A 16,695-nucleotide genomic window follows, 5' to 3' on the forward strand; every position below is an offset into this window, starting at 1 on the left:
CGCATAGGTATCAAAGAAGAAAATTATATTAACTAAAAACAGTAAAAAGTTAGTAAAAATTTTATTCATAAAAACCTCCTACACTGATCATGTAATATATGTACCAAAATATAGGTTTTTGGTGGATATTTGCAAGGGTGTTAATAAATACTTTTATTTAACAAACGCAGCCACAACACCATGAAACACAAGCCAAAAGACAAAAACATAATACCCCATCTCACTGTTTACCTTTAAACTATTTCTCATGACAGATCATACCACCTCAACCTGGCCAGCTTTGGATTTTCATGCCATTAAAGACACCATTGCTACGGTACACATGTATACTCAAATAGTTGGCAAAATAAGGCTGCAGAAGATGCCCTGGATAAACCATTCGTGGCAGGTAACGCTGTATGTAAGCCCCACAGGTTTAACTACGGGTAGTATGCCATACGATGGCGGCGTTTTCCAGATTGATCTGGATTTTATCAGTCATGAGGTGCAAATCATCACCAGTACGGGAATCAAACTCCATTTTGCACTTGGCACCCAGACGGTAGCCGGCTTTTATGGACAACTGATGGATAATATACAAAAAGCCGGCGTGAACGTAGCTATTTACCCCGTACCTAATGAAGTCGATCCTGCCGTGCCTTTTGCAGAAAATCATACACCCTGCGGTTACAATGCTGCCTTAATGCATAATTTTTGGCAGGCGCTGGTCAGGATCCATAATGTGTTTACTGATTTCAGGGCCGGATTTCAGGGGAAGAACAGCCCGGTACACTTTTTTTGGGGCGCGTTTGACCTGGCCGTTACCCGGTTTTCTGGCAGACCGGCTCCTCAACATCCCGGAGGAATGCCCAATATACCCAAGGCTGTTATGCAGGAAGCTTACTCGCAGGAAGTAAGCTCATGTGGCTTTTGGCCCGGCTCGGCCGAATTTCCTCATGCTGTGTTTTATGCATACTGCTATCCTACTCCTGATGATTTTAAAAGCCAGCAGATAGCACCTCCAGAAGCATTTTATAGCGCCGAAATGGGTGAATTTTTATTAACCTATGAATCTGTACAGCGATCTGCCAAACCAGAAGAAACATTGCTGAAATTTATGCAGTCCACTTATGACGCGGCAGCCAAAACCGGCAACTGGGACAAAAACCTTCAATGCGACTTATCGGCATTAAAAAACAGTTAACATACCAAGCACAAACCTCCATTATCAACCACCAATGGCATCCTTTAGCCATGCGCCAAAAAGAGACAACTGCAATGCTGCCGGTTGATTGCCGTTGATGGTATGATCTGTAATGCTGGTTCCTTTTAGTATTCCGGTGGTGGTATCTATTGTCCAGGTTTCGTCAAGTACTTTTCGGCCGGCGCCACTGCCCCCGTTGTCATCAAAATAGCCGATGGTTAATTGGTTGGCCTGTAGGGTTAGGATGACATAACCATTGTGCCCCAAAGCGATATTGCCTTTAACTACCTGGCGCTTACGCTGATCATAAAGAACCAGGTTTCGGTTTTCGTGACTGGCTGGAACGTTATTCCGTGGTTTTTTGATGCCCCCATCTGGATTAAAGAGTTCAACCGGCATACCACCGTTGCCTATACAGCGGGCAAAAATGTTTGATCCGTTATCAAGCTTGTTGGGGCCATATACCGAAAACCAGTGTTCATGCCCCCACAACCACAGAATATCCCGGCCGGGCGACATCAGGGACGAAATAAATTTAGCCGGATTTGGAAATTCATCCTCAAATGCCGAAAAACACTGGTGATGAGATAGGATGATGATCCCTCTTTTATCCTCGTTAAGTTTAACAGTATTCTGCAGCCAATCCTTCTGTTCCGGAGTAAGATCAAGCTTTTTATTTGGGCTAAGGCCCAGGAACCCGGTTAGTGAATCATAACCTGTATCAAGCCCTATAATGCGCCAATGGTCATTTTCAAGGCAAAAGAAACTCGCTTGCTGTACCTGCACCGGCAAATCCTGGTTTTCTACATAGGTGCCCATATAGGGCAGCAACTGGGTAAAATAACTTTGCCCGTTTGAGTACATTTCATGATTACCAACCATAGCAAAACTGCCCAGGGTGCCATAAGGCCAGGTACCGCCCTCATCGGTATTAAAATTTTCGGCAATCTCCTTTTCGTTGCCTACATAATACGTATCTCCCAGGTGGATGCTATAATCCTGGATGCCCGCCTGCTGTGCAATCAGCTGCGCTTCGGCGGTATCTGCGGCCCAATCGCTCAGCAGTGCAACGGTAACTGGATCTGCAGAGGGCTTTTGAATTTTAAAGATGCCATTATTATTTTGGGGATCATGGTAATAGGGATAGGGCTTAAACTTGTTTTTGCCAATGCTGCTAACATTCTTTTTTATCCACGCCCATTTATTTTCTGCTATAAGTCCATCCATGTTGTATGCCGGCGGCGCCTTTACAACGCTTTCCTTGATAGACCGCAAATTATTGGCCAGCGGTGTTGTACCGCTTAACCCTAAAAGTTCGTTTTTATCTCTCATATTAATGTGCTTTACGTATCACCGTTATATATGGACAGCCAGGTTGTAAAAGGAAGTAATACCGGCTACGCAATTTCCTTAGTTCAGTTCCATTTTTATATATGCCGTTAAGGGCCTGTGGTTATATTAATTATTTTTTACCCCAGCCGTTCTTTAATACCCTCATATAATTTGCCCAGCCAATTTTGTCGATATCATCGCGGCTAATACCGGGGATACGACTAATGGCATTTACCAGGTCCTTCATCATTCTTGCCCCGCCAAGGTCACTCGGAATGGTGGTGAATCCATCCAGATCGGACCCAATAGCAATATGATCATAGGTGCCTTTAACGCCATTACTATCGGGCACATCGCGTATAAATACCATGGTTTCAATTACTGCTTGTATACCAGGCCTGAAATCGTCATCGCCGGTAAGCCAGTAATCCATAAAAATTACGCCCAAAACACCCCCGCAATCTTTTATGGCCCTGATATCGCTTGCATCGGGCAGAAATGCAGCATAATTATCGGGCATATCCGGATTATGTTTTTTTGCTACTTCCCTAACCCCCGTATGCGCAAATACCAATGGCCGCTTTTTATCAAGCCGTAAATTATTTCTGTCGTAAATCATTTGCTTGGCTTTAGGGTGGCAATGCACCAGGTCAATAATAATCCCCAGTTCCAGCATTTTGTCAATAATACCAATCGCTAAATCACCGTTATACCCTAGCGGGTAGGTATTATACTTATCGGGTTCATAATCCAGCTCGAAGGCCAGCTTTGGCGGTACCCCACCTGATGAGGATACCAGTATATTTTCAAAAAAATGCCCTAATGTAATCTGGCAAACGCCTATGTTAAAAAAATATTCCAGGTTTTTTTCAACAGTAACATAGGCAATTGGGTTATTACCTAAACAATGTGCCCCCTCAATACTATGCAGAAAAAGAGTTGTCCCATTATTTATTTTATTCAGTATATCACTATAGCTGGTTGCAATGGCTACATTTTTACCGCTCCTGATAGCAACATTAATATCCTCCGCAAACATGTTGATATAGGATTTCATTTGCTCAAACGAAGCCGTAGGAGTTGATTTATCTTCTATAATTTGTGGCAGCCTGCTGCATACAATCCGCAATAAACCGCGCAGCAACGTAAACAGCACGTTTCGCATTTGATCTGATTCCAGCTCGGCTTCGGGCAGGTAATAAACAGATACCGCTATACCCACATTGCCCCGCTGCATCTGATCAATGTTTACAAAACAATTTTCACTAAACTCATAATTTGTGGGATTCACTTCGTCATAAACATGGTGCGAGGGAAACAGCCAGGTTTTTAAAGCCGGATGACAGTGGATGTCAATTACTTGTTGTTCCATAGGATGCAAAGTTTAAAGCTTGTTGTTATTAGTATCCGTGTTAATTGTTTTATAATAAAATTAACAGTTGCCATTTTATCGTACTTAAAACAGCTATTTAATACCTTTTTAAATCAAGTTCAGCTTAGCCACATCACGCAGGATATTTCGATATTGTACTTTCCGGCCTGCTAATTGGGACTGTAAGGGGGCACAGTGCTACGGCAAGGGATGGCACAGCAATATTTATATCCTGGTTATTATCATCTTGTTGGATAATCTAATTTCAAATGGGTTCACGCAATAATTGTTAAGATGGTAGAGGCCTGGCTTATTTATTAACTAAAGCTATATACAAAAAGACTAAACTGCAAATGTAAATATCAAATAAACAGCTATTTAGATTCAATAATATATATTTATATTAAAAACATTCATTTGTCATTATGAATAACTACCGGGCGATTGAGCGCCTGCCTTGTGGACAGTCCTTTTCATTAGGTCAATACTCGATTTGAAGGGTCAGGCTAATTGTCATTTTTTTATAGAGCCATAGGCTCGAACATATTATAGCAACGGATTTTAATCCGTTGATCATAAACCAAAACGAAAAATGAGTGCCGTAGGCACGGCGTATCTTGCTTTAAGAGGATACCGACATTTTCATTTAGGGGATGCTAAATAACAGTTAACCGGGTATATGGGGCCGAACCTATGGCTCTTTTTATAGGCTGCTTCTTTTCAACGGATTAAAATCCGTTGTTACAATATAGCCGTGGCTACGCCACTGGTTTATTTAAAAGCATAATATTGATGTGTTCTAAAAAATTAAAAAAGGCCATCATGCCGATCTGCATCGGCATGATGGCCTGTAAAGCGTCAACCTTGCTGATAAGATGCTGAAATAAATTCAGCATGACTATTCGTTATTTTAACGAATAGTCATCTTCTGAACACTTGCGGTGAAAAAAAGCGCCCCACGAAAAGCAAAACTCATTTATTTAAAATCCAGGTCCCCAATATATACCGCCCCTTTGGCGTCTTTTTTCATTTGCAATACAATGAGTTCCTTTTTTTCCTGTGGGGTTCCATAATGGGTAAACAGCTCGGCCATGATAGTTGTAGGGCCGGCAATGGTTGCCTGCCTGTCGCCATAGTAATTGATCTCAATTTTGTAAGTTCCTTTGATCGCCTTTTTCAACAGGAACTGCTCGGGACCAAAACCTTGGGTCATATCCTGCGAGATGCGCCCGCCAATTTCGGTGCGGTTATGGCCGTAATAACATTTTTCGTTATTAGGGTCGGTTACCCACAGGTCAATATCGGTGTTGTTCATGTTCCAGTCCATTACAATGCGGATATCTGCCGGTAATGATTTTATAACCGTTTTAGAAACAGCAGAAAGCTTAAGGCCCGATTTATTTAAGGCAATAATTCTGTTTATTTCTGGCAAAAATACTTCCTCTATACCATTGTAAAGGCGTTCTGCTTCGGGGGTATAGGTCCTTTTCATGGCGGCATAAAGTACATCTAAAGCTTTTTGATGTTCGCCGGCATCTTCTAAGGCCAGCCCATAGTCGCGGTAACTTTGCGGATCTAATGGGCGTAATTCCATAACTTTTTTAAACGCGAATAGCTCACCCTCCACATCACCCAGTTGCTTCAATTTATAACCCAGCATTTTATAAAGCTCATAGCTCCCCAGGTCCAACTCGGCCAAATTGCTTAATATGCGCTCGCCCAGTTCCTTGTTCCCGGCGTTCATAAAATAGCCGGCCACATCAAAATAGTAAACCGGGTTTCCGCTAAAAGCTTGCCTTAACTCCAGGTATTTCTGGTATTGGCCAGCTTTGTCTGTTTTTTGGATAGTTTTTAAGTAATCGGCGGCGGCAGGGTTATAGGCTATATTAATCCCTCCATTTTTATCTGCACGGTTAATCACAGAATCCGCATGGGCTGCTCTACCCTTTTTTGTAGTTACTACAATGACACCATTACTTGCCCTGGCTCCGTAAATAGCAGTTGTATTGGCATTCTTTACTACATTTATCGATGAAATATAGTTAGGATCTATATTTGGTGGACTGCTGCTTGCTACCCCATCTACAAGGTATAATGGTTGGGTGTTACCCATTGTTGCTGCCCCACGGATACGTACTTCTGCATTTGCGCCGGGAGCACCTGAGTTTCCAACACTAAGCCCCGCTGCCCGTCCTTGTAAAAAACCCGGTTGTACAGTTGACGCAGACCCTGTAACCGCAGTTTTTCTTTGTGCTCCATACCCCACTACAACAACTTCATTAAGCTGACTAGAATTTGACGAAGCCGCGTTTGCCTTATATTCTACTGCATCGTCTGAGGCTACCAGCCTTACGTCTGAGTTTCCTACCGGTTCAGCTATTTGTAAAGATGCAACCACGGCAGGTGCACTTTGATGAACTCTTTGCTTGCTCTTAGGTTTGGGTTTAACAGCAAGCTTGATATCGGCATTCCACCACTGGGTTAATTCCTTGAGTGTGGTTTCTGCCATGCTGAGGTCTTTTTGTCGGGCTTGCACATTATTGGGTGCCCTTTGTTTCATAATGGCATCGTACTGTTCGCGCAATTCGGCCGGTGGTTCAATATCATATTGGATGTAATCGTACACGGTTTCTAAAACAATGAGGGAGGTGTTACGGGTAACTATACCAAAACGTTTGCCCAATGATTCAATGTCCTGCCGGTTGGCGTTATAGTTAATATCCAGTTCGCTTATCTTTTTTTGCGCCCATAGTTTGGCCACATTAACATCATCAACCGTATTTTTTGCCAGGTCAAGCGCAATCACTTTTTCATAACTTACCTTATCGCCATAGCCATATTGTAAAGTAATGCTTTGGTTAGGATTGCGGGTAATCCCCGCTATTGAAAATGTGCCGCTAACTGCAACCGGTAAGGAAGGGTAATTCTCTTCGACCGAAGCCCCGGCCTTTATCCCTAAAAAATGCAGGGGTTGCGTAGTTAAACTTTTTAACGATTTGGCATTATCGTCCCCGGTAAGGTCAATCAGTTCGCCATGGGTTTTCAGGGCAATCAGTTTCAGGTTACTATAATCGGCCGCTGCTGATGAATTGATACAATAAACAGGTTTGTTACTTAATTTAATGGTCTTTTCGCCAAAGGTTTGATGCCCATCGCTCATTAGTAAAAACTCATCCGCGGGGTATTGCGCTAAATTGATGTTCCCTAAATTGGTAGCCCCATCATAGGTGGTATGCTCCAGTTGATTTTTAAGTGCCGCCCAGTCACCATTGCTTATGGTATATGCCTTTGTACTTAAAATGGTATTACTAAAGGTTACCAGGGTAATTTCGGCATTGTTTATCTTTCTGAAATAGGCATCCAGCAACGCAAATTCTTTTTTGCTGTCGCGATTGGCACCACTTAAGGATGCATCCCACAATAAACCTATACGGTGGGGAGCAGGTTTATTTATGCTTTGCGATTGCAGGGTAGTATTGATGAAATAATAATACTTATTACCCTGTGCCTGTATCATCACCTCGTTTGCATCCGATGGTTTGGGGATCAAAAATGAAACGGGATGGTTTGGAGTGTAATTAGTTTTCTCTATAGAAGCCGTGTAGGTATTTTGATGGTTATCAAACTGAAGGTTATCATCATTGGAATTATCGGCAACCGGGGCAGTTATGCTTTGAATTACGGCAGCATTCAGCGAAAACTTATCTACCGTATCTTTTACGTTGAGCGGTAAGGTAAATTTAAGATTGCCATTATCTGCCAGTGTCATCTCTTCTTCGTAACCAATAATTACCGTACGGGTACTGTGCGGATTAATGGGATAGATGCGGGTACGAAAGGTATTACCCTCTACTTTTTCAAGCAAACCAGGATCAACCCGCCGGCGTTCAATAGCTTCAAAAACTACGGTACCCTTCCCCCTGTCAACCGGAACGGCCTCGCGCATTTTGCCGTTAATATCTAAAGCATACCGACTGATGCTTACACCATCCTTAAGCGGAAAAGTGAGCGTCCCTTCCAAAATACGCGAAGTAGAATTAAAGAAAGTCATTTGCCAGGTAGTACGGCTGATATTACCGTAAATAGCAACATCAATTTTTAGCTGCTGCAGCTTCACGCCATTATTGCTTTTACCATCTACAGTAAGCTGCGGCGTTTGGGCGAAGGTGGTTGATACCTGTAACGTGAAGAGTATAATTAACGATAAAAGGAATGAATTTAGTTTTTTCATGGACTGCTTATTTCCTGTAGGATGCAGGGATTAAAAACATTCCATAAATGATTTTCAAAAAAAAATTACAGCAATCGCCCGTGCTAAATAAATGCCAGGCAAAGTTTATTTATGCAGACTAAATTATTTGGATATTCGCTATATTACCTCGACAAACCTTAAACACTTTTATAAGCATTCCCAAATGAAAATAATTACACACGTGGGCCTCATTTTGCTTTTTTGCCTTGTTTTAAAAATCGGCGCAAATGCACAAAACAAGATTGATGAAACTAATTTAATAACCCGCCTATCCGGATTAAACAACCTCACCGCCGACGAAGCAGGCAAATATTTTACAGATCAGGGTTACACTTTGTTGAGCAAGCAAAGCATACCACAAGCTACTTATACCATGGATTTGTATAAGTATAAGTTGAAGAATAGTTATTTATTAACAGTTATAACAGGCAGCGTGGCCGGGTCGGGAATTATTACCTACAACGAAGATGATTATACGCAGGCTTTAAAAATAATTAAGGATATGGGATTTACGCCAGGCGAAGCTACAAGCCCCGAGTCGGGAAAAACGCTTTTTGCAAAGGGGGATCTGCGTTTTATAATACAAAAGAAAACAACCGGCGATAAAACATTTTATGTAATGATGTTGAACGATCTTTTAAAGATAGCGAAGCTGGCAGGATTGAAAAAATAAGGTGAGCCAGCGGTTTGTTAGATGCCGCTGAAATTTTTTAATTTTAAACGTGCATGGCTGTCCCTGGCCTGTTAAACCTGATAAACTATGTTTCCTTCATTTAAAGAAAAGATCACTATAGGTAGTTTACAACTGAATTTCCTGGTCGACGGTGAGGATACCGATGGAACACTTGTATTATTTGAAATGTTGGTTCCCCCACAGGCCAAAATACCAGCGCCGCACTTTCACGTGGAAGTGGATGAAACCCTCTACATTATGGAAGGTACCCTGACCCAGCTTTACGGTACAGAAACCCTTAAACTAAAGGCAGGTGATAAATTGTTTATAAAACGGGGCACCGTGCATGGCTTTAGCAACCCGCATACCGAAACCGCGCGTGTCCTTTGCGCATTATCACCAGCTTCCATAGGCCCGGCCTATTTTCGTGAAATTGCCGATGTGATCAATGCCGGCGGTCCGCCAGACATTACAAGGATTTTAGCCATTATGAAACATCACGGATTGGAGCCTGTGAAGAACGCATAAATATCTGTATAGTAAAACCTGGGGCAATACTCAATAGCCCACTTAAGACTTGCTGTGCCTCAGATGGGATGTCGGCGAAACCCCTCCCTGCCATTGCGCGCATTACAGCCGCATCCCTCCCGTTGGGAGGGAATTAAAAAAACGTTGATATAAAAAAAAGCGGCAATGTGCGATTCCTTCCTCGGGGAAGGAGGAGGTAGGGGTTAGATCACGCATTCAAATACCGTTGCAAATGGCATGTCGGCGAAACCCCTCCCTGCCATTGTGCGCATTTCAGCCGCACCCCTCCCGTTGGGAGGGAATTAAAAAAAACGTTGATAAAAAAAGGGGGCAATGTGCGATTCCTTCCTCGGGGAAGGAGGAGGAAGGGGTTAGATCAGGCATTTAAATACCGCTGCAGATGGCATGTCGGCGAAACCCCTCCCTGCCATTACGCGCATTTCAGCCGCACCCCTCCCGTTGGGAGGGAATAAAAAAAAACGTTGATAAAACCTTCCGTTGCTTTACACCACTTCTGCCATTGGCGAAAAAGCTTTTTCATCTTTCCCTATCATGCCATTGATAGAAAAATGCATTTTCAAACACTCTAAAAAGTTTTGAATGGCGGGTGTTTGCTTAATAGTTGCGGCGTACCACGCCCGTTTTGCAACGCTGTGATGCAATGGTTTTGTAACAATATTACGACCATTGAGGTATGGTTTCACAATCCAGTCGGCCATAACGCTGATTCCAAGGCCGGCATTTACCATCTCAATGGTGGCGTCGGTGTAATGGATCCGGTGCAAAGTTTTGGGCTTTACCTGCTGCGCCTGGATCAATGATTCTATCACCGGGGTGTCCTGGTAAGAGGGATCATAGAGGGGCAAAATAAGCTCTTCACCCTGAAAATCTGCCACGTTTATTACGTCCTTTTTTGCCAACGGATGGTCCTTACAAATGATGGCTACCAGGTGATCTTCGAAGATGTGTTCGTAAGTTATTTTGGGGTTGATCATCTGCGTGCGCACGATGCCAATATCTAATTCTCCGCGCATCAAATACTCCAGCGGACGGCGCGTTGCATCCGATAAAATGTGGATATTGATATCAGGCCAGCGGTTTTTGTAATATTTGATGATGCCGGGCAGCCAATGATAAGCGGTGTAACATTGCATGCTGATGGTCAGTTTTCCGGTCTTCCCGTTCTTGTAATTCTGGATATCTTCTTCCAAAGAATTGATCTCGGCGAGGATCTTTTCGGCACTTCTCAGGAAGCGATAACCGTGCTCAGAAAGGTGCAGTTTTTTCCCCTGCCGATGAAAAACTTCGATGTCCATTTCGCGCTCCAATTCTTTCAATTGATGGCTCAATGCCGACTGTGTAAGATGCAAAGTTGCGGCCGCTTTGGTGAGCGATCCCTCCTTCGAAATGGTATCAACCAAACGAAAATGATGTAGCGCAATATTCATATATTAGTTTTTCTAATGATTATGACAAAATTAATTCATTTTTCTAATATATGCTATACATCTACATTTGCGGTGTACAAATTACACCACAATGTTACAGATACCTTCAAAACAACTACTTCTGTTTTTAGGTGTTTTTTATGTCATACACGCTCAGGCTCAGCAAAAGGTTCTCAATATTAAAGACGCTGAACAAATGGCACTCGCTAATTACGGTACCATTAAGTCGAAGGCAAACCAGCTAAACGCTGCGAAGGCATACTTAAAAGAAACACGTACAGAATATCTACCAGATGTAAGCATCTCGGCCCAACAAGACTACGGAACCGCAAACGGACAAAATGGTCCGCTGTTTGGTTACCATGGTTTATCAGTTGCCTCATCAGGCCCTGCACTACCTAAGCAGAACTGGAACTCGGCTTTCGGCTCACTTTACCTCAGCAACGTAAGCTGGGATTTTTTCAGTTTTGGTAAAGCCAAAGAGAAAGTGAAAGTACAGCGCTCTGTAGTAACCCGCGAAGAAAGCGATTTATCGCAGGAGCAATTTCAGCATCAAATACGTGTAGCAAGCACCTATCTTAACTTATTGGCAGCTCAGCAACTGGCAAAAGCACAGCAGGATAACCTTAAGCGGGCAATTGATCTGCAAACGGTTGTTGTTGCCCGAGTAAAAAATGGACTGAACGCAGGCGTTGATTCATCTTTAGCTAACGCCGAGGTATCCAACGCGAAGATAGCGTTAACCAATACCCAGCAAACCGAGCAGGAACAAAGTAACCAGCTGTCTATCTACCTGGGCATACCCGCCCAGGAGTTTGTACTCGATAGCGCTTTTATTACCAAAGCACCGGCAAACCTGGCCGCGCAAAGCGCGGTTGCTATTACAGATCATCCGTCATTGCGTTATTTCCAGAACCGCCTGGGGGTGAGCGATGAGCAGGTTAAATATTTAAAAACCTTTGCACTGCCAACCTTTAGCCTTTTTGGTGTTTACCAGGGTAGGGGATCGGGCTTTAATTCTGATTACGGCACTGATCAGTCAAGTTTCAGCAGCAGCTACGGCGCCGGGGCCAACCCAACCCGTTACAATTACCTCGTAGGTGTGGCTATGGCCTGGAATTTAACCACCATATTCAGAACGCATTACCAGGTGCAATCACAAAAATACACTTCGGCACAATACAGAAATGACTACGACCTGGTTGCCCAGCAATTGCAGGCCCAGCAGGTATTAGCAGAAACCCGCATCGGCAACGCGCTTAAAAATTACCAGGAAGTACCTGTTGAAGTTAGAGCCGCCAGCGATGCCTATACCCAAAAGTATGCCTTGTATAAAAACGGGCTATCAAACATTGTTGATTTTACGCAGGCCCTTTATACGCTTAACCGCGCCGAAATTGACAAGTACATAGCATCAAACAATGTATGGCAGGCGCTGCTTTACAAAGCTGCTGCTACCGGCGACTTTGGCTTATTTATAAATAATTTTTAATAACAGATACACATATATAATGGGAATGATAAAAGGGGCGCTTCAAAAACCAATTACCATATTGGTTATAGTAGCCGGGTTGTTTTTTTTCGGGATAAATGCGGTACGTACCATTAAGATCGACATTTTTCCTGATCTTAACCTGCCGGTTATCTATGTATCCCATCCTTACGGCGGTTTTACCCCAAACCAGATGGAGGCTTACTTTGGTAAGCAATATGTTAACCTGCTGTTGTTTGTTTCGGGCGTTAAAAGCATCGAAACAAAAAACATACAGGGTTTAACATTAATAAAAGTTACTTTTTACGAGGGAACCAACATGGCGCAGGCCGCGGCCGAGGTCACGAGTTATACCAACCGGGCCCAGGCCAGCTTTCCGCCAGGGTCGCAGCCACCGTTTATCTTAAGGTTTGATGCTTCTACCCTGCCTGTTGGGCAGCTGGTATTGAGCAGCCCCAAACGGAGCAATAATGAGCTGCTTGATTATGCCCTGGTATATGTGCGGTCGTCCTTTACATCTATACCCGGTTTGGTTGCCCCTGCCCCATTTGGCGGTAACCAGCGGTCTGTAGTGATCAAGGTTGATCCCGGTTTGTTACGCTCGCATAATTTAACGCCCGACCAGATTGTGGCCGCCCTGCGCGAAAACAACCTGAACACCCCGGCCGGTAACGTGCGCATAGGCGATATTAATTACCTTACCCCATCCAACACCACCATTAAAGAGATTAAGGATTTTGGTGATATCCCACTGTATAAAAACGGCATCCAAACCGTATTTATGCGTGATGTAGCCAACGTTGAAGATGGCGCGGACATTACCAACGGTTACGCGCTTATTAATGGCAAACGTTCGGTTTACCTGCCTATCACCAAATCGGCAACGGCATCTACCTGGGAAGTAGTTCAAAATCTAAAAAAAGCGCTTCCGCGTTTCCAGGCTTTGCTCCCTCCTGATGTTAAGCTGTCGTTTGTGTTTGATCAATCGGTATATGTAATTAACGCGGTAAAAAGTTTGGCCGAAGAAGGCGCTATAGGTGCGGTACTTACCGGTTTAATGGTATTATTGTTCCTGGGCGATAAGCGCGGCGCGTTAATTGTAATATTAACTATCCCAACCTGTATCATATCTGCCATATTCTTCCTGGCCTTGTTTCATCAAACCATCAACATCATGACGCTGAGCGGTCTTTCGCTGGCTATTGGTATCCTGGTAGATGAATCAACAGTAACCATCGAGAATATTCACCAGCACTTTGATATGGGCAAACCCAAAGCACTGGCTATATGGGATGCCTGTAAAGAGATAGCGTTCCCTAAATTACTTATCCTGTTCTGTATCCTGGCGGTATTTGCGCCAGCTTTCACCATGACAGGTATACCGGGTGCATTATTCCTGCCGCTGGCTTTGGCTATTGGTTTCTCCATGATCATATCATACTTTTTGGCCCAAACCTTTGTGCCCATCATGGCCAACTGGATCATGGTGAACAAGCATGAAGATCACAGCCATCCGAATGGATTTGCACTGGAGGATGAAGGCGAACCATGGGAGCAGAAAGAAAAGGCTATGAAAATAGCCCTTGAACATCCGGGCGAAAAAGCAACCCGCTTTGATAAATTCAGAGACAGCTTTATGCGCCTGATGGATAAGATGCTGCCTAACCGCAAATTACTGGTAACCCTATATGTTATTACAGCATTCGGACTTGCCTTTTTCCTATTCAACATTATTGGCCGCGATGTATTGCCTAAGGTTAACTCCGGCACTTTCCAGGTACGTTTACGCGCCCCGGATGGTACCCGTTTAGAACGTACAGAAGTAATTGCAATTAAAGCCGAGCATATATTGGCCAACCTGGTGGGTAAAAACCACATTGCCATAACCTCTACCTTTGTAGGCTCGCACCCTTCGTCGTTTTCAACTAACCCTATTTATTTGTTTATGGCGGGGCCACAGGAGGCTGTAATGCAGATAAGCTTAACAGAAGATTATAAAGTACCCAACCTTGATAATCTGAAAGAAAGATTCAGGATCGCGATTCACAAAGAAATACCCGGCATCAAGCTTTCTTTTGAGCCTATTGAGCTTACCGATAAAATATTAAGCCAGGGATCGCCAACGCCTATTGAAATTGCCCTATCAGGCAAAAACAAAAAACAAAACCAGGAGTATGCCTTTAAAATACTGGATAAATTAAAAGACATCCATTATTTACGTGATGCGCAGATTGCCCAGTCGTTCAATTACCCATCTATAGATATTAATATAGACAGGCAACGGGCGGCGCAGTTGGGTGTTGGGTTAAGTGATATTTCCCGCTCACTTGTGGCCTCTACTTCATCATCAAGGTTTACCGAGAAGAATGTGTGGCTTGATCAAAAGATAGGCTTAAGCTACCAGGTACAGGTACAGATACCGGAGTACCAAATGTCGAGCCTGAATGATGTGCGCGAGATCCCGGTATTAAACAACCAGGCCCGCCCGGTGTTAAGTGATGTGGCCGATATTAAAACCGGTGTAACCAATGGCGAAAATGATAATATAGGCGCTATACCTACGTTATCAGTAACAGCCAACCTGTTTAACAAGGATTTGGGTACCGCCACAACCGACGTGCAAAAAGCAATTAACTCATTAGGTAAGCCACCCCGTGGTTTAACTGTAGAGATGCGCGGCATGAGCCAAACCTTAACCGATACGCTTGATAGCCTGCAATCGGGATTAATGGTAGCCATTTTGGTGATCTTCCTGATGCTGGCGGCCAACTTCCAATCGTTCAAAATGTCGTTAGTTGTATTATCAACTGTTCCGGCTGTATTGTTTGGATCGTTGTTATTGGTTAAAATTACAGGCGCTACGCTCAACCTACAATCATACATGGGTATGATCATGTCGGTAGGTGTGTCTATATCAAACGCGGTATTGCTGATAACCAATGCCGAAGAGTTACGCAAGCACAATGGCGACGCCTTAAAATCAGCCCGCGAAGCAGTTGCTTTACGTATACGCCCAATATTAATGACCAGCTTGGCCATGATTGTGGGAATGATCCCGATGGCATCAGGTTTAGGCGAAGGCGGAGACCAGACATCGCCACTTGGTCGCGCGGTTATTGGCGGTTTAGTAGCCTCTACGTTTGCGGCTTTGTTAATACTACCTTTGGTTTTTGCCTGGGTACAGGGCAATGCCACCACCCAATCTGTTTCGTTAGACCCTGAAGATAAAGAAAGTAAATTTTATGTCCCTTTGCATCATCATGAACAAATTTAAAAATACATCATTACTAATCCTTGCAGGGTTAGCCATAACCATCAGCTCCTTGAGCTCATGCCAGTCGGGCGCTAAAGAAAAAGAGCAGCCCTCCGAAGAGGAACAACAAGAACAGGCGGTTGAAACACCAACGGTTGATCTTGTACCTGTAACCAAAGGCAAGCTGAGCAACAGTATTGCCATTCCGGGCGAACTGATTCCTTACCAGCAGGTTGACCTGTATGCAAAGGTTAACAGCTACGTAAAAAAATTGCTTGTTGATATCGGTTCAGAAGTACATGCCGGGCAATTGCTGGTAGTATTGGAAGCCCCGGAGATCAACTCGCAGTTAGCCGGTGCACAATCACGCATCAAGCAATATGAGGCTGTTTATTATGCCAGTAAAGCCACTTATGACCGGTTGGTAAATACCAGCAAAACCCCCGGTACCATTTCACTGAACGACCTGGAACAGGCCGAAGCGAAGAAAAATGCCGATATGGCAAATGTGGAATCGGCTAAATCAGCATTGAAAGAAGTTTCGGCTAATTTGGCTTACCTGGAAATCAGGGCGCCTTTTGATGGCGTGATCACCAGCCGCAATGTAAACCTGGGTGCTTATGTTGGCCCGGGAGGTAAAGGATCTGACCCATTGTTTACCTTACAGGATCAAAAAAGACTCCGTTTAGTAGTATCTATCCCAGAAAACTCTACCGGCTTTTTAAGCAATAAAAGTGAAGTAAACTTTACAGTAAAAGCGTTGCCTAACCAAAAATTTACCGCCCAGGTAAAACGTATGGCCGGCGCGCTTGACGAAAAACTAAGAGCTGAACGTTTGGAAATGGACGTTTACAATAAAGATAAAAAACTGTTGCCACACATGTTTGCCGAGGTTAATGTACCCCTGCCAGCCGGCGATAGTACTTTTGTGGTACCTAAAACAGCTGTAGTAACCTCTACCGAAAAGGTGTTTGTAGTGAAGGTGGTAAACCACAAGGCGCAATGGGTTGATGTAAAAAAAGGATTTACCTCTGGCGATATGATAGAGATCTACGGCAACCTTAGTCCGGATGAAAAACTGGTAAAAGTAGCCAGCGACGAGATCAGGGACGGATCAACGGTAAAAGATAAATAGTGTTGATGGACTGGTGAAGAAAAGGGA

At 43.7% G+C, this 16,695-nt stretch carries 11 protein-coding genes; 6 read left to right on the forward strand and 5 right to left on the reverse strand.

Annotated features, from left to right (window positions below; all coding sequences use genetic code 11):
* Positions 1 to 247: 247 nt before the first annotated feature.
* A complete protein-coding gene (locus AC1D0K_RS23190) occupies positions 248 to 1,183 on the forward strand; it encodes a DUF5996 family protein (RefSeq protein ID WP_477392482.1) in 936 nt (311 codons plus the stop codon).
* A 24-nt stretch (positions 1,184 to 1,207) separates the two neighbouring features.
* Here the strand turns inward: AC1D0K_RS23190 and AC1D0K_RS23195 are convergent, their stop codons facing one another.
* The 4 genes from AC1D0K_RS23195 to AC1D0K_RS23210 form a co-directional block, all read right to left on the reverse strand.
* Positions 1,208 to 2,515, reverse strand: a complete 1,308-nt coding sequence (locus tag AC1D0K_RS23195) for a metallophosphoesterase family protein (RefSeq protein WP_477443557.1) — start codon at positions 2,513 to 2,515, stop codon at positions 1,208 to 1,210.
* 130 nt (positions 2,516 to 2,645) lie between these two features.
* Entirely contained in the window at positions 2,646 to 3,887 is a 1,242-nt protein-coding gene (locus tag AC1D0K_RS23200; protein ID WP_477392478.1) for a dipeptidase, read from the reverse strand.
* 758 nt (positions 3,888 to 4,645) lie between these two features.
* Entirely contained in the window at positions 4,646 to 4,783 is a 138-nt protein-coding gene (locus AC1D0K_RS23205) for a hypothetical protein (protein ID WP_477392476.1), read from the reverse strand.
* Positions 4,784 to 4,863: 80 nt separating this feature from the next.
* Positions 4,864 to 8,118 carry a VIT domain-containing protein gene (locus AC1D0K_RS23210; protein ID WP_477392474.1) on the reverse strand — a complete coding sequence of 1,085 codons (3,255 nt, stop codon included), beginning with the start codon at positions 8,116 to 8,118 and terminating at the stop codon, positions 4,864 to 4,866.
* Positions 8,119 to 8,302: 184 nt separating this feature from the next.
* On the opposite strand from AC1D0K_RS23210, the gene AC1D0K_RS23215 reads away from it, so the two are divergent.
* Positions 8,303 to 8,812: a hypothetical protein gene (locus AC1D0K_RS23215; protein WP_477392472.1), complete on the forward strand. Its 510-nt coding sequence runs from the start codon at positions 8,303 to 8,305 to the stop codon at positions 8,810 to 8,812.
* An 87-nt stretch (positions 8,813 to 8,899) separates the two neighbouring features.
* Complete coding sequence (locus tag AC1D0K_RS23220; RefSeq protein WP_477392470.1) at positions 8,900 to 9,340, forward strand: cupin domain-containing protein; 441 nt, start codon at positions 8,900 to 8,902, stop codon at positions 9,338 to 9,340.
* A gap of 503 nt (positions 9,341 to 9,843) precedes the next feature.
* Here AC1D0K_RS23220 and AC1D0K_RS23225 read toward each other — a convergent pair.
* Positions 9,844 to 10,788 carry a LysR family transcriptional regulator gene (locus AC1D0K_RS23225; RefSeq protein WP_477392195.1) on the reverse strand — a complete coding sequence of 315 codons (945 nt, stop codon included), beginning with the start codon at positions 10,786 to 10,788 and terminating at the stop codon, positions 9,844 to 9,846.
* Positions 10,789 to 10,879: 91 nt separating this feature from the next.
* On the opposite strand from AC1D0K_RS23225, the gene AC1D0K_RS23230 reads away from it, so the two are divergent.
* The 3 genes from AC1D0K_RS23230 to AC1D0K_RS23240 are packed head-to-tail and all read left to right on the forward strand — an operon-like array spanning position 10,880 to position 16,668.
* Complete coding sequence (locus AC1D0K_RS23230) at positions 10,880 to 12,280, forward strand: TolC family protein (protein WP_477442143.1); 1,401 nt, start codon at positions 10,880 to 10,882, stop codon at positions 12,278 to 12,280.
* 19 nt (positions 12,281 to 12,299) lie between these two features.
* Entirely contained in the window at positions 12,300 to 15,554 is a 3,255-nt protein-coding gene (locus AC1D0K_RS23235) for an efflux RND transporter permease subunit (RefSeq protein ID WP_477392197.1), read from the forward strand.
* Positions 15,541 to 16,668, forward strand: a complete 1,128-nt coding sequence (locus tag AC1D0K_RS23240; protein ID WP_295714232.1) for an efflux RND transporter periplasmic adaptor subunit — start codon at positions 15,541 to 15,543, stop codon at positions 16,666 to 16,668. Before AC1D0K_RS23235 ends, AC1D0K_RS23240 begins: the two co-directional genes overlap by 14 nt.
* The last annotated feature ends 27 nt before the right edge of the window (positions 16,669 to 16,695 follow it).

The sequence above is a fragment of the Mucilaginibacter sp. P1_A3 genome, assembly GCF_056406855.1.

What these genes read in the sequence shown, in the direction of transcription:
- AC1D0K_RS23190 (WP_477392482.1), top strand. Translation starts at nt 248, where the DNA reads ATGACAGATCATACCACCTCAACCTGGCCAGCTTTGGATTTTCATGCC.
- AC1D0K_RS23195 (WP_477443557.1), bottom strand. Translation starts at nt 2,515, where the DNA reads ATGAGAGATAAAAACGAACTTTTAGGGTTAAGCGGTACAACACCGCTG.
- AC1D0K_RS23200 (WP_477392478.1), bottom strand. Translation starts at nt 3,887, where the DNA reads ATGGAACAACAAGTAATTGACATCCACTGTCATCCGGCTTTAAAAACC.
- AC1D0K_RS23205 (WP_477392476.1), bottom strand. Translation starts at nt 4,783, where the DNA reads ATGCTGAATTTATTTCAGCATCTTATCAGCAAGGTTGACGCTTTACAG.
- AC1D0K_RS23210 (WP_477392474.1), bottom strand. Translation starts at nt 8,118, where the DNA reads ATGAAAAAACTAAATTCATTCCTTTTATCGTTAATTATACTCTTCACG.
- AC1D0K_RS23215 (WP_477392472.1), top strand. Translation starts at nt 8,303, where the DNA reads ATGAAAATAATTACACACGTGGGCCTCATTTTGCTTTTTTGCCTTGTT.
- AC1D0K_RS23220 (WP_477392470.1), top strand. Translation starts at nt 8,900, where the DNA reads ATGTTTCCTTCATTTAAAGAAAAGATCACTATAGGTAGTTTACAACTG.
- AC1D0K_RS23225 (WP_477392195.1), bottom strand. Translation starts at nt 10,788, where the DNA reads ATGAATATTGCGCTACATCATTTTCGTTTGGTTGATACCATTTCGAAG.
- AC1D0K_RS23230 (WP_477442143.1), top strand. Translation starts at nt 10,880, where the DNA reads ATGTTACAGATACCTTCAAAACAACTACTTCTGTTTTTAGGTGTTTTT.
- AC1D0K_RS23235 (WP_477392197.1), top strand. Translation starts at nt 12,300, where the DNA reads ATGGGAATGATAAAAGGGGCGCTTCAAAAACCAATTACCATATTGGTT.
- AC1D0K_RS23240 (WP_295714232.1), top strand. Translation starts at nt 15,541, where the DNA reads ATGAACAAATTTAAAAATACATCATTACTAATCCTTGCAGGGTTAGCC.